The organism is Paenibacillus sp. FSL R5-0701 (genome assembly GCF_037973995.1).
Classification (GTDB): Bacteria; Bacillota; Bacilli; order Paenibacillales; family Paenibacillaceae; genus Paenibacillus.
The window spans coordinates 548,597-561,795 of record NZ_CP150230.1 but is presented as its reverse complement, the minus strand read 5'-3'; the positions used below and the strand labels follow the sequence as shown (position 1 = coordinate 561,795).

At 47.6% G+C, this 13,199-nt stretch carries 8 protein-coding genes; 3 read left to right on the top strand and 5 right to left on the bottom strand.

What is annotated here, in order from left to right:
• Positions 1 to 477: 477 nt before the first annotated feature.
• The 3 genes from MKZ13_RS02675 to MKZ13_RS02665 all read right to left on the bottom strand — a co-directional run bounded on the left by MKZ13_RS02675 (position 478) and on the right by MKZ13_RS02665 (position 3,740).
• On the bottom strand, positions 478 to 2,157 hold the full coding sequence (locus MKZ13_RS02675) for an NAD(P)H-hydrate dehydratase (RefSeq protein WP_221823705.1): 1,680 nt from the start codon (positions 2,155 to 2,157) through the stop codon (positions 478 to 480).
• 202 nt (positions 2,158 to 2,359) lie between these two features.
• Positions 2,360 to 2,992 (bottom strand): NAD(P)H-binding protein, encoded by a 633-nt coding sequence (locus MKZ13_RS02670; protein WP_339181564.1) that lies wholly within the window; start codon positions 2,990 to 2,992, stop codon positions 2,360 to 2,362.
• Between the two features lie 319 nt (positions 2,993 to 3,311).
• On the bottom strand, positions 3,312 to 3,740 hold the full coding sequence (locus MKZ13_RS02665; RefSeq protein WP_237177682.1) for a GNAT family N-acetyltransferase: 429 nt from the start codon (positions 3,738 to 3,740) through the stop codon (positions 3,312 to 3,314).
• Between the two features lie 111 nt (positions 3,741 to 3,851).
• Here MKZ13_RS02665 and MKZ13_RS02660 point away from each other — a divergent pair, with 111 nt between their 5' ends.
• Positions 3,852 to 4,739, top strand: coding sequence for a hypothetical protein (locus tag MKZ13_RS02660; RefSeq protein WP_339181562.1), 888 nt, complete (start codon positions 3,852 to 3,854; stop codon positions 4,737 to 4,739).
• A 725-nt stretch (positions 4,740 to 5,464) separates the two neighbouring features.
• Here MKZ13_RS02660 and MKZ13_RS02655 read toward each other — a convergent pair.
• Positions 5,465 to 8,176, bottom strand: coding sequence for an S-layer homology domain-containing protein (locus tag MKZ13_RS02655; RefSeq protein WP_339181560.1), 2,712 nt, complete (start codon positions 8,174 to 8,176; stop codon positions 5,465 to 5,467).
• Between the two features lie 364 nt (positions 8,177 to 8,540).
• Between MKZ13_RS02655 and MKZ13_RS02650 the strand changes: the two genes are divergently transcribed.
• Positions 8,541 to 10,862: a helix-turn-helix domain-containing protein gene (locus MKZ13_RS02650; RefSeq protein WP_339181558.1), complete on the top strand. Its 2,322-nt coding sequence runs from the start codon at positions 8,541 to 8,543 to the stop codon at positions 10,860 to 10,862.
• 212 nt (positions 10,863 to 11,074) lie between these two features.
• Complete coding sequence (locus tag MKZ13_RS02645) at positions 11,075 to 12,715, top strand: extracellular solute-binding protein (protein ID WP_339181555.1); 1,641 nt, start codon at positions 11,075 to 11,077, stop codon at positions 12,713 to 12,715.
• Positions 12,716 to 12,813: 98 nt separating this feature from the next.
• Here the strand turns inward: MKZ13_RS02645 and MKZ13_RS02640 are convergent, their stop codons facing one another.
• Positions 12,814 to 13,053: a YezD family protein gene (locus tag MKZ13_RS02640; protein WP_036607453.1), complete on the bottom strand. Its 240-nt coding sequence runs from the start codon at positions 13,051 to 13,053 to the stop codon at positions 12,814 to 12,816.
• Positions 13,054 to 13,199: the final 146 nt, after the last annotated feature.

The window sequence follows — 13,199 nt, the reverse complement described above, 5'->3', positions numbered from 1 at the left end:
TTTAGATGCAGGTTAGATGCAGATTATAGGCAAGTTATGGGCAGGTTATAAGCAAGCCAGGATCAGGTAGCGTGAACATACAAACATAAAAACAAATAAAGGGGAGTCTCCGTCATGGATCATGACAGGGCTCCCCTTTTCAATAGCTAATCGCTGTTTCATCTAATCATCGTTCCCATGGCACGCGCAAGACGGTAAGCAGACACGAAAGTTGATAACAAGGTATCAGCGTTTCAGATCCAAACGTTTAACAAACTGAGCAAACCTTATTGGGCCACTCATTGCAGATTCTAAAAACTAACGAATCTCAGGCATTCTATTCCCTAATTCAGCCTGGTTTTACAGGTATATTCTCTGAAATACACAGAAATAACGTGGATAAGGTTCGTTAGCTTTTGCTCCTCCATGTATACCGTGGCATAAGGTGTGTAAGATTCGTTAGAGCACTGACGAGCTTGTCCCACACCTGCCCCATCCTCACAGTGCGTCGATGATGTCTCCGGCCAGTAGAGACGACGGGTCACCGCGCAGCAGGGCTGCGCGTTCGGCGGCCTGTCCGTGGAGATATACGCCGAACGCGGCGGCTTGCTCCGCGCTGAGCCCTTGGGCAAGCAGACCGGCGATGATGCCGGTCAATACGTCTCCGGCACCGCCAGTTGCCATGCCGGCGTGCCCGGTGGTGTTGATGTACGCCTCGCCGGTTGGCGTTGCGATGACCGTTCGTGCTCCCTTGAGCACAAGGGTCACGCCCTGCTCGCGGGCGTATTTTGCAGCGTGTCCAATGCGGTCACGCTGCACTTCCTGGGTCGACATGCCCAGCAGTCGGCCCATCTCGCCAGGGTGCGGCGTCAGGATTGTCGCCGCACTTCGCTGGCCCCAGTCGCGAGGCCCCTCTGGGCCAGCGTCTGCCAGCATGTTGAGGGCGTCCGCGTCGATGATCAGCGGACGATCCGTATGTTGCCACAGACGGCGCAGCCATTCTGTGTCGCCCTGGAAGCGGCCAAGGCCGGGGCCGGTCGCGAGCACGTCGCGGCTCTCCGCGAGACGCAGCACGGCGTCGGCGGAAGCCGCGTTCCATTCGCCGCTGTCGCCATCGGCGGCGGCAGCGAGCATGAGCTCGGGTACGGTGCCGATGACATGCGGCAGCAGTGCCGCGGGCAGCGCCCATGTGGCGAGCCCGCAGCCTGCGCGCAGCGCGGCTTTGGCCGAGAGCAGGCCAGCGCCGCTCATCGGCAATCTTCCTGCGGCCAGCAACACGTGGCCGTAGGTGCCCTTGTGGCCGTCCGGTGCCCGGAGACGGCCTGTATCCACGCGCAGCGCACCGCGCAGCACCTCGTCCGTCAGCAGACGGACCGAGGGGCCATGCTCTGGCGCAAGCCGCGCGGGAATGCCGATGGCGCTCACCACGATGCGCCCCGCGGCAGAAGCACCCGGGTACTGCACCAGCCCACGCTTAAGCAGCGCGAGGCATACGGTCACCCGGGCTTGAATGCAGGGCTCGTACACCTCTCCGGTGTCGGCGTCCAGCCCGCTTGGCACATCGGCGGACACGACCGGCTTGCCGCTGTCGTTCGCCGCCTCGATCAGCGCCGCGTAAGCTCCCCGCGGCGCTCCCTTCGAGCCGGTGCCCAACAGCGCATCCACGATGCCTGTGCACCGGCTGAAGTCCACGGCTTCGCGCCCGTGGACAAGAGCAGGGATGCCAAGCTTCGCGGCGGCATCCCGTTGCATTGCGGCTTCGCCCCGCAGTGCATCAGGAGCATCGGCGTAGACCAATGTCACGCCAAGCCCCGCTTCAACCAAATGGCGCGCGGCCACCAGCCCATCGCCGCCATTATTGCCCTTGCCGATCAGCATGTACCACTGCTGATCTCCCGGGCGCTCCATCACCAGCGCCGGATCGGCGATGATGTCGCCACCATACCCTTGCCGATCACCGGGCCCGGTGTGTGCCCGCCTCGCATCTGTCTTGCTGTTATAGCCAAGCCTTACTGAATCCGCAAGCCTGCCTTCTGCCTGCCCTTCCCGGCACAGCTTGATCACTTCCTCAGCAATGGCTCGTCCTGCATTCTCCATCAGACTTGCTGCCGGAATACCGAGCTGATGAATGGTATGCTCGTCCACAGCTCTCATCTGTTCAGCGGTTACGATAAACAACGTTCATCCCTCCCCGTGACAAGCTCATCTCATACCTAAAAGCAACAACTTCACACTAAACGCTGCATCCTATATTTGTATCTCTATCTTTCCCTTAACCTCATATAGTTACCACGATGCGCTCCATGCATCATTGGAAGCTCTATTAATCCCGTGTACGAGACCTTCAGATTAAATCATCCATTCCAAAGCATGTCTACGCTTAATAACCTACCGTAAACCGAGCTTGGATAAATTGCGGATCGTCCAGTTCATCCACCAAAGCCGCTGCAAAATCACCAACCGAAATCGAGCTTTCCCCGATATCATCCGTAATCACACGGTTCATGCCAACCCGGAATTGGCCTGTCCGACGTCCTGTTGTGATTGTCGCAGCAGGGCTCATGTAGGTCCAGTGAATACCTGATGCTTCAATCAGGTCATAGGCTTCTGCATGTGCTTTTGCCAGTGGTTTGACTTCTTCCGGGAATCCCGGCGTATCCATCAGCATATCACCGGATTCGGTTAGCAAACTTCCCGCTCCACCAACCACAACCAGCCGTCCTGCTTTTGCACGGCGCACACCTTCAATTAATGAGCGTGTGATTTCCAGCATTTCTTCTTCTTCTCCAAACTTCGGTCCATACGCACTCACAACCACTTCTTGACCCGCTGCAAAATCTGCCACCTGATCCGGGTTAAGCAGATCTCCCTGTTCTACACGCAAACGCTCATGAACCATCTCAATCTTCGACGGATCACGCACCACCGCTGTCACTTCATGCCCACGATCCATCAGCTCCCACAGTATCGTCTTGCCAATCGCTCCGGTTGCTCCAAAAATGGTTACTTTCATATGAATTCCCTCTTTTCTGTAGATATCATCTCATCAACTTACCGTTATTTTAATACTTAATCCTATTGTTATATACCTTAAACGGCTCACGCCATCTTAAACCGGATGTGAACAACTTGTAAACCTATCTCTTACAGCTTATATGTAGAAAAATAATCTTTACTTCAACTAGCGGAAGAAGCACCGACACTCTTAAGTATCCCCTCTCTCCGCCAGCACTCAACACGAATCATGAAAAAAGCCGCTAAATGCGGCTATACTAAGATAATTTCATACGACCTAAGTCTATTCTTATCTTAAAATTTCAGTTTTCATTCCGCTAGGTAGTCGGTCCTTCTTCTCCCTGCCTCCACCACATACCCTCCGATTTTGGGCTGGTGTATTCAAATCCAAATTGAGCATACAGGCGATCAGCCGGAACATCCGCCAGCAGACTGACCAGACCACGGGCAGGTACTGCTTCACGCAGATAATTCATAATCTCGCTCATGATCAGTCTTCCATACCCCATTCCCTGAACATCCGGGTGTACAGCAATATCGACGACCTGAAAGAAACAACCTCCATCTCCAATCACTCGCCCCATGCCTATCAGCATATCCTCTTCACGCAGACATACGGCAAACAGGCTATTCGGTAATCCAATCTCCGCCCCTTCCCTGCTCATTGCACTAAGGCCGGCAATCTGCCGCAAGGCAAGATACTCCACCGCTGCGGGTGGTGTGTGTTCAATATTCACATGATCCATGAATTGTGCCCCTTTCTGCTTGAATTCATCTACTTCCTGTGTAATAGTGAGAGAAAGCTTACGTGAAGCGTGTTTCATGATACGTGAAGTTGGTGCAAAGGAGGAACAAGTGTGTTTCAACGTTGGATTGAAGATCTAACATCGCGCCCAGGCGCCGTGGCTATGCTGTTTGGAGTCATGGCTTTGCTTCTAGGGATATACATATGGTCTGCCACTGAAGTTCGCCGCAGCCACGAAAGGCGAATGAGAAGGATACGAGATACATTATACATAAGTACAGCCCTCTTGGGACAACTTACCATCCAGGAAAATCGGAATTATGAACGATCAGAACACGAACATAATGATCTGATAACAGCCATGTTAGCCTGCAAAGCTGCATCTTACCTGTCCCCTCAGCTACAGGACCAGATCCGTGACTGTATTAAGGATCATGACCCTGCCAGACTCGGACTGATGCACAGAGCACTGGAACGGGAATGCACCGTATTATCGGATGAACTCAGCCGGGATACACATGCAGATCATTGGGGCACAGCGGTCTGGACCATCCTTCGGCCCATAGCCGAACCAGCTGCACTGGCGGCCACAGGGTTTCTGATTACAGATCTGGTATTTCGTCAGCGGATGTTGGACGTCTCTGTAGACTCATGGGACAGCATCTTGCCATGGATTCGCGCGATTTCCCTAATGATAACCATAATATATGGTTATCTGCTCTGGGCCAGCCCACGCCGGGATAGGCCACGTACAGTAACCAAAATGCTCTCCTTACTGATCGCACTATGCTCCTTGCTCCATCTGATTGGACCTGCTGCTGCGCCCTACGCCCTTGCATTACAGCTGATTATATTCACTTCGGGTTTCGGGTTGACTGGGACACGCTCTCGAAGTGATCGCCCCTACGCAGGACATACGGATCTGGAACCAACGAAGCAAGTCTCTACGGAACTGGAAGGAAATACACGTCGTACATCTGGTACCAACACCGACGAATAACCTACGCATCCAGCCGCTTCCTTATGATTAAACTTAGATACCCACCTCGATGATACGAGACTCGGCCCTCCCTCGGCTGGATTTTCACAGATCAGGTCGTGTCTCCTTACTCGGGATGCTATACGAGGATGGATGTCAGTGTCCCAAAATTATCGAGCTCCCGTCAGGCTGTTCCTATTGAGTAACCAGTCGATTTTCTAAGGAACACAGGACGTCTTATATTACCTCTACAGCCTCTTTCAAAATTGTAAAGAACCTCAGACACGTTATTTCCCAAAATCGCTCGATAAAAACGCTCTAAAACGCCGTACATTTCGATATAACGTGCCTCAGATTCGTTAGCGCTCAATCCCTGCTCATGCTCTGTTCCAAGCGCGACTGAGAGGACAACCCCTGCCCCTCTCGTACAAAGCGAAAATTTTCATTGGTAGAGGAAAATAGGAGAATCGCCTTTGCGACATCCTGATCGCTAGCTCGTACATTCAGTATTTAGCGCTTGCCTACTCCGGACACTTTCAGATACACTTCGGCTTTCAGGACGTATTGAAAACATCCCCTATATCCAACGTATCTGTACGCAAAAAGGGCTGAAACTACATTGTAGTTTCAGCCCTTTTCTATATTACTAATTTTGTCTTGCGAAGAATGATCGGAAGGTTATTCTGTCATCGAAGTGGCATGTGTAACATACTTTAGTCACTTTATATCATGGATAATTACTTCACTTATTTGGCTACAACATGTGCAATGACGCGGCCCTTTTCGTACGTGACAGTCACGTCATAACCATCTGCCGTTACACTGTCGAATTCACCTGTGATTCCATTAGCCGTGATTAACGTAATATCTTTGGAACCTTCAATCTTATGCTTGGACAAGTCGAGTTTGAGACTTCCTCCATCAATATAGAGCTTTCTGCCGACATTCAGCTGACTGTTGTTATCAGTCACTACCAATTCCAACGTACCGTTATCCATGGTAAAGTTTCTATTTAAGTTGAGTGCGCCGTCGACATCAACGACAACTGTTCCATTTTCTACATACAGATCACCTGTACCAAAAGCAGTTTCAGATTCGGCTACCAGCGTTCCTGCTTGCAGTAAGGTTCCGCTAGTGTAGCTATTTTTCCCTGTCAATGTAAGGGTTCCTGTTCCTTTTTTCGTAAGCATTCCACTACCGGTAATGTCATTTCTCCACCAGTCTTGTGCATTAAAGCGCTCTTTGGAAGCGTCCATATCCACAGTTACATTGTTCAAGAATGCACCGTATCCATCCGCAGCCGTGACCAGATCAATTCTACCCCAGCCCTTGGATTCATCCAGTACAGGATATCCAGAGTCAATGGATGTTGTATACAACACTTGTCTGCGTTGCTCATCTGTTAAATACGGTTGACGCGTTTCCAACAGGACTTCTGCTCCTTGCGGTACAACTGGAGCCAAACCTTTGGTTCCGGTTTGTGGTAGACCGTAAGTCATCTTTTCTCTATAGAAGGCTTTATTGGCATCATGATCTTCCCATTTGTGTTCATCATAAGCACTCTTGAACGTGTAATCCTCAGTTACGGTGTGTGCATACTCATACAGACTCATATTTTTTTCCTTGGCTGCAGCTCCAAATACTTCTCCGGCATTCTCATAACCTTTCTCTAACACATCTTTGTTCTCAGCCTGATTAAGTGCATATGCAGCCATGGCTGTGGATTGTATTCTTCCTCCTATAACATCAAGCGGCGAGTGCATCCCCGTTACGACTCGATTCTCTCCCAACTGAGCTGCTCTCGTTAACAATTCAGCAAATCGTTCTGGTGTAGCGTATGCCAAAGGAAATACGGATAAGTAAGCTGCACTGGTATGTCCGCTCGGAAATCCGCCATCTTTTCCTCTTCCATCCTCAGCGATTCGTTTGACATAACTTAAGGCAGGAATAAGCTTAACGTTGGTTTCGTATTGCTGGTAATGTTTTTCTCCTGTTGATTTGGTGCCGCCTGAAGCCAAAGGTACTTCTTTTTTCTCACCTTCGCCCATGGTTTCCCATACAGGCAATCCTTTGCTGTCAACAACTTCTTTCACTTCTCCATTGGAATTCATTCTCCACGGTCTAGGGGAAGAGTAGAAATATTTAGAGGGATTAGATGAGGCAGGAATTTTGAATCGAACCAGATCAACCAAATGAACCAAGTCTGAAAGCTCCGTTTTTTCATCCCAATCTCCAATACCTTGGCTTTCATCTTCCACTGTTTCTTCGGTCAATACCACATTCATCTCGTCCACCGTTCGTTCAACGTTTGTCTTTGGCTTGATGATATCTACATACGTGTTAGCCAACGGACCAAAGCCCTCCATCACGCTATAGATCTTATCTCTTTGGTCATCATAGTAGGCTGCCAAAGCCTCTTCACCCGTGCGGTTTTGCGTGACCTTTTCGACATATTTGATATTGGCTTCCCAAGTCGCTTTGTTTCGGATCTCTTCATTTGCATATGTTTTCTGATCAGCGACGGCTACGGTTGGGTCATTTTTAAATCCGTCATAATAAGGGGACGGTCCATCTCCATACTTTGCATTTTTTCCGTCAGCTCCAATTTTGGTTGCCGCTGTTCCATCTCGCCAATCCGCTTGGTTCATGGACCACACTTGATCAAAACCGTCCAAAATATCAATAAACGGATTGGTTTCCGCAATATTTTTCAAGGTGTCGTCTCCAGCATTGGCTCCGTGCTTCACGGCGGACAACCGAGCTTCATCTGCTGGGGGGTTAACATTCAGCACGGTTGCCGTTCCTTTTGGCTTAGCTGGTTTGGCAGCTGTAGTAGCATCTGCTTCCACAGCCTTAACGAGCGCAGACACCGCTTCCGCACGAGTAATGGAATTAAGCGGTTTGAAGCTTCCATCTGCATAACCAGCGACAATTTTCGCTGCTGCCGCTCCACCTACTGCTCCCTTGCTCCACGCCGCAATAGACGATGAATCGCTAAATACATTCGCTGCTGTTTCATTTGACTCCAAGTTCAAAATGCCAGCGATCACTTTAGCTGCTTCTTGACGGGTAATCGGATCTTGCGGCTTCATTGTGCCATCGGTGTAACCATCTATATATCCATTCGCATTTGCAATAGAAATTGCTTCGTAATACCATGCACTCTCAGACACATCGTTAAAGGTAATTTTAGCTTGTCCGGAATATCCAAAAGCACCGTTTACCAAATTCATAAATTCTGCTCTGGTAATATACGTGTTCGGTTTGAATGAATGATCCAGGTAACCTCGAATTAATCCTTCATCACCCCATGCTTGGATATTTGCTTCCGCCCAGTGTCCCTTAATATCAGAGAACTGAATCTTCTGATCGGCTGCAAAACTCTTCTCTGCAAATGTCGGACCTACCATAGACAACATTAGAAGTAATGCCAGTGACTTTTTAAGTGGTTTTCTCATGGCTTGCAAATACACGCTCCCGTTATGGTAAATTATTTTTTTGCTTCTGCATCTGCAAATGAGTAAGAAAGACTCTATACAGATGTCTGATCTGCCGTTACTGTAGCATTAGGGAGCGTTTCGCATCTATAGAACAAATTCCGTTTTATATCAAAATCGTACGTTCCGGAGCTTATATGCCAAGAAAAATGGAGTTAGATACTACATTTATCAATTAAAACACCTACTTTTGTAAACGCTTTATTAACTGAAAGTAAATTATGGAGTGGGAGTTTGTTAAATTTCGATCAACATGATTTCTAGTCCTCGGCCTGCTATATAATGATGAAGTTGTTTAGAAACGAGAAACGAAGGGGGAAAAAGAATGCATAAGCCATTTCAATCTGTGAGATCCAAAATGGTTCTTTCCTACCTTGCTGTCGTTCTTGTCATTGCGCTTCTTTTCGGCTCCATTCTATACCTCTTCTTCTCTCATCAATACAGCAAAGAGATTCGAATCAATAATCAACTTTCGCTGAAAAGCACCGTCAATACTATTGAGAGCTCCGTGATCCAGAAGGTGAATCAGGTCTATCTGTCCCTGGCACTCGGTAACGCAGCAAGTATCGATTTAGATAGCTTAAAAGGAAACCATAGCAAAATCTTGGACATCGAACAGTCCCTCAAAAATATGGTGCAAAATTATTCGGATCTCATTGAAGCTATTCATGTGTACGATACGAGGAACCACTTCATCGTCTCATCTGTATATGGGCTATTGCTCTATGAGGACACGCCTTCGAGTGTGGATCATACGACGGATTGGATTGCTGCGATGAAAGAGACTCCAGAAAGCTCCTTATGGATGAAGACTCGCATGGTGCCTCAGGATGCTTATATCGAATCACGGGAACAGGGCAATATGAGTCATCTAATTTCCTATGTCCATAGTTACCCGTTTCAATCGTCTGGACAAGACAGTAAGGCCATGATTGCGATTGATATCAAAGAATCAGCGATCAGTCAGATCATTAAAAATATGATCCCTGCTGACTATGCAAATACATTAATCATCGATCAGGACGGAACCGTCATATCTGCCGCGGACAAAACGTTGATAGGCAGCTCCACGGAGGAGAATCTAACGCAGTCGCTCCTTGCCTATCATTCTTCAGATGAGAGCTTCGCACCTGTATTTAACTATGACTCTCATGTCGTCACCCAAGATCAATTTAAAGGAAATGCATGGAGAATATACACAACCACACCTAATGAAAGCTTCTATTATAAATTGGATAGCTTAAAAGAAATTTCGGTTTTTCTTGGCTTGTTGGCTGTCGCAGTTGGGATCGTGATGTCCTCCATTTTTACCAGGGCCAACTATAGTCCTCTTAAGCGAATCATGAATAACATCAAGAGCCGGATGGACAGCCCAACCAGCTTAAAGCAAGACGAATATCGGTTCATCGATACAACGTTTAACAGTCTGTCCAATAAAGTTGATAGTCTTGAAGAAACCTTACAGGCCAATCACAGAATGATTAAGCATAGTATCATGCTTAATATGTTAAATAATCGATTTACACCCGAAGAACTTTCGGAACAGCTCCAGTCTGTTCACATTTCAATGGCCTACTCTCGCTTCCGTTGCATCGTCATTGACCCCGTCAATGAGAAGTGGAAGGATCTGCAGCCACGACAGTTGCAGCATACATTGTATACGATGATCCAGCAACTGGAGCTCACAGAAATGGATGGAACTCAACTGCTGGCAGAGGAATTGCAGGATCACAAAATAGCAGTAATCATCTGTACCAACCAACCCGAAGAACCGCTCTCTGATCACATTGTTGACTTTATTCACGCTGAGGCGAGCAGCAGATTTGGCCTGGAATTTGTACTATCGTTAGGCGGATGGGTAGAACACTTCACGAAGATTCACACAAGCTATCATCAGGCAAATATCCTGATTCGCTACAGCTACTTCTTTCCCGAGCAGTCTGCCATTCAGGATCTTGATCTTCTGAACAGGGAAGCCAGCAGTTTGGAAATTCCGGAGTCATACCTCGTCAACTTTGAAAAGAAATTGCAGACTCGGGATGTGCAAGGTACGGTTGAGGCCATTCAGAAATTGGTCGCGACAATAAAGGAAGGCCCCTATTCCGCCGAATACAGCCGTATCATATTATTAAAAACGGTATCTATTTACGCGGAGTGTATTAATCAGATGCGCCTGCAACCCGCCGAGGCGAGCTCATTGAATCTGTACAAGCAATTTTCATTGTTCTACAATATCAACCGCTATTCGGAATGGATGATTCATCTCGTTACCGAATTTGTGATGCAGATGGAGAAGCGCAGCGAGGTACGAAGTGTGGATACCATCTCGGCTGTCAAAGCCTATATTCACGAGCACTTATCGGGCGATCTCACGCTGGATCATGTCTCAGAGCAAGTATTCATCAGCCCTAAATATCTCAGTAAACTTTTCAAGGAAGAAACCGGGATTGTTTATTCCGAATATGTTACGAATCAGAGAATGGAACGCGCACGGGAACTCATGACACAACGCGAAATTACAGTTGAGCAGGTCGCAAGTTCGGTCGGTTACCGTACCCCTGCTTATTTCATTAAGAAGTTCAAAGAAATTCACGGCTGTACACCAAAAAACTTCATGCGCAGTCTAATGGAACAGGGATCTATATAGGTTCAGTTTAACATTTACACAATAACGGAGAGGACAGAAAAAACCTGAAGAAGCGAAGCGTGCGCCTTTATTCCCGGATTTCCCCCTTTAGAAAGGGATCAAAAGAAATCTGGGAATAACAGCGATCGGAAGGTTGTTCTGTCATTGGAGTGTCCGTGTAAATACTCTTTAATTGAACTTATATAGAATTTAAAATTAAGAAAGGAGCTGCTATGAACCTTAACCTGTCAAGAAAGCTATGTCTATTGATTGCTACATCTATTCTTATAGGATTGATGAACGGTTGTACCTTTCTAAACAGGGAAGGATCACAAGTGCAACAGCAGGACCATTTGGAAAGTCCTGAGAAGGAGACAGTACCGCAATATACGATATCCTGGACCATGCATCAAAATATTGCTGTTCCTGAGGACGCGGAGATGATTGCATATATTGAGGATCAGTTTGATGTCGATCTGGAGGTGTGGAATCTTGAGAACAAGCGGTACGAGGAACTGCTGGACCTGGAGCTTGCTCAAGGGAAGATACCCGATCTGTTTCGAATCAGACAACCGCATGATCTGCTTAAATATCAAATGCAAGGGGTCTTAGCGGAAATCTCCCCGGAAGTCCTTGAACAATATGCGCCAAATATCGTGCAGCGAATTCGCGATTATGATTCACGTTATTTAGAGTATGGAAAAATAAACGGTGGCTTATATGGAATTCCGGCCATTAATCAGACCAATATCTATCGAACTCCTGTTGTATACCGAGAGGACTGGCTTAAGCAGCTTGGTCTGGAGGTTCCGAAGACATTAGATGAATTTGAAACGGTTATGTATGCTTTTGCCAAAGATGATCCGGACGGAAATGGTAAACAGGATACGTATGGCCTATCCAGAGAGGGCTTAAATGTCGTGTTTGGCGCTTTTGGACAGTCCGTTTTCACCGAGCAACTGTATTTTAATGAAAAAAACAACCAACTTGTGATCGGCGCTTTGGAGCCTGAGATGAAAAAAGCATTGGCTTATATGCAAAAATGGTATCGGGACGGGATTATCGACCCTGAGTTCATAACCGGTGAAAATAAAGGCGGCTATAAACATCTATCCCATGCTTTTATTAATGGAAAAATTGGGATGACCTCGATGGGCAACTATTATCATTGGAATCAAGAGGGAGACTACAGTGTCCTTAATGAACATGGCCAAGAAACTCCAGTGGGGGCCTCGTTTAATGTTAATGAGCTGTTACAGAAGAACGCAACTGCAGAGGTTGTATTTGGTTCTCCTGTTATTGGTCCTGATGGACATAGCGGTTCAAAAGGGAACAATCTGCTGATGAATTTTATTGCTATAGGTGCTGAGGCTGCGAAGGAGCCGGGAAAACTGGAGAAAATTCTGGAGATACTCGATTATGTAAGTGCCAACCCCGATCCGGAGGAGCAGATCAAAATGGAGTATGGCCTTCCAGGAAAACACTGGAATTGGAGCACTGAAGATTCAAACTCGTTCCATTTACTTTACCCATACAACAGAATGGAGAATTATATTAATAGGATCGGCTCAAGTATCGGCATGACGGTTCCAGGTACACCCTCGGATAAACGTGAACAGTGGGCTGCATCTGCAGGGTTGACGGAGAATGGTATCTATAATCGCCTGGAGGTTGCAACCCCTGCCCTGATTCAATATTCATCTGAATTGATTCGCATGAGAGACAGAGCGTACATCTCCATCATCACTGGCGATCAGCCTGTGGGGTATTTCGATACCTTTGTGGAAGAATTCATGGATGCAGGTGGACAACAGTTGCTGCTTGAAGCGAATCATTGGTATAAGGAGCATATGGAGACAAGTCGCGCACAATAGATAGGATGATTTGGAACATGCATTTCCCATGAGTTTCTGAAAAGTATACCTTTGTGTTCCTATGCACCCATCCTCGATTCCTGACGCCATGTCACTCGCTATCCCTTCGCACTCGCATTGGATCCGCGTAGTGAACGGGCTGAACTGCTTCGTGCCGTGCTTCCGGATTTGGAGGCGCTGCCTGAGGGAGTGTTCTCAAAACGCTTGCGTTCGGTCCGCTCCATCTGCACAATCTGACCTTCGTGCACCACGATATGCAATGAACCAAACTCCATGTCATTCAGCTGTCCGGCAATTCGGTCCAACCATACCTCATCCACTTTTAACGGCTTAGCCATAGAGCTGCCTCCTCTTCTCGGGCTATTGCCCGCCATATTCCTAAGAACGCTGTCAGCCAACGGATTTATAAATCATTCTTATCCAACCTATATACTTGGTTTATACATTAGCAGGGCTTCCAGTAGCTGTCAATCTGTATTTTCTT